This window comes from Collinsella sp. CLA-ER-H10 (assembly GCF_040092475.1).
GTDB lineage: Bacteria > Actinomycetota > Coriobacteriia > Coriobacteriales > Coriobacteriaceae > Collinsella.
In genome coordinates this window covers 1-513 of sequence record NZ_JBBNLM010000062.1, presented here as the reverse complement: position 1 = coordinate 513, position 513 = coordinate 1, and the positions used below count along the sequence as shown (strand labels likewise).

Genomic DNA, 513 nt, shown 5'->3' with positions numbered 1-513 from the left:
GGGTGTTCCTATAGTTTTGTCAACCGTCGGGGCTACTCCCGGTAGGGCACCCGGTCGCGCATCACGGCGTATATCGCCCTGAGCCGCTTCCTCGCGACGGCCTTGAGCGCCCGCCCGTGCCCCATGCCCCGCGCCCTGCAGGCCCGGTAGTACTCGCCGTAGCGCCCCGAGGACCTCACCAGGCTGTTGCACGAGAAGATCAGCAGGGACTTGAGCCTCGCGTCGCCGCGCCTGGACGCCCTGACCGACCTCACCGACGTGCCGGAGCTCCTCACCCTCGGGGCTATGCCGCAGTACGAGGCCAGGTGGTCGTGGTCCGGGAACCTCCCGATGTCGACCGACACCGCGAGCTGCGCCGCGGTCCTCGGGCCGATGCCGGGCACGGTGAGCAGACACGCGTAGGTCTCGTCGCCCTCGAGCAGCGCCGCCGTCTCGGCCTCGAGGGCCCCGGCCTCGTCGAGGGCCTCCGATATCCGGGCGGCCAGGAACCTGACCTGCCTGTTCTCGGCCTCG

1 protein-coding gene is annotated in these 513 nt (G+C 70.6%); it reads right to left on the bottom strand.

Annotation, left to right across the window (positions count from 1 at the left end):
- Positions 1 to 32 precede the first annotated feature (32 nt).
- Positions 33 to 513: transposase (locus AAAX36_RS09505; protein WP_349075306.1), on the bottom strand; the 481-nt coding region annotated here is incomplete at its 5' end.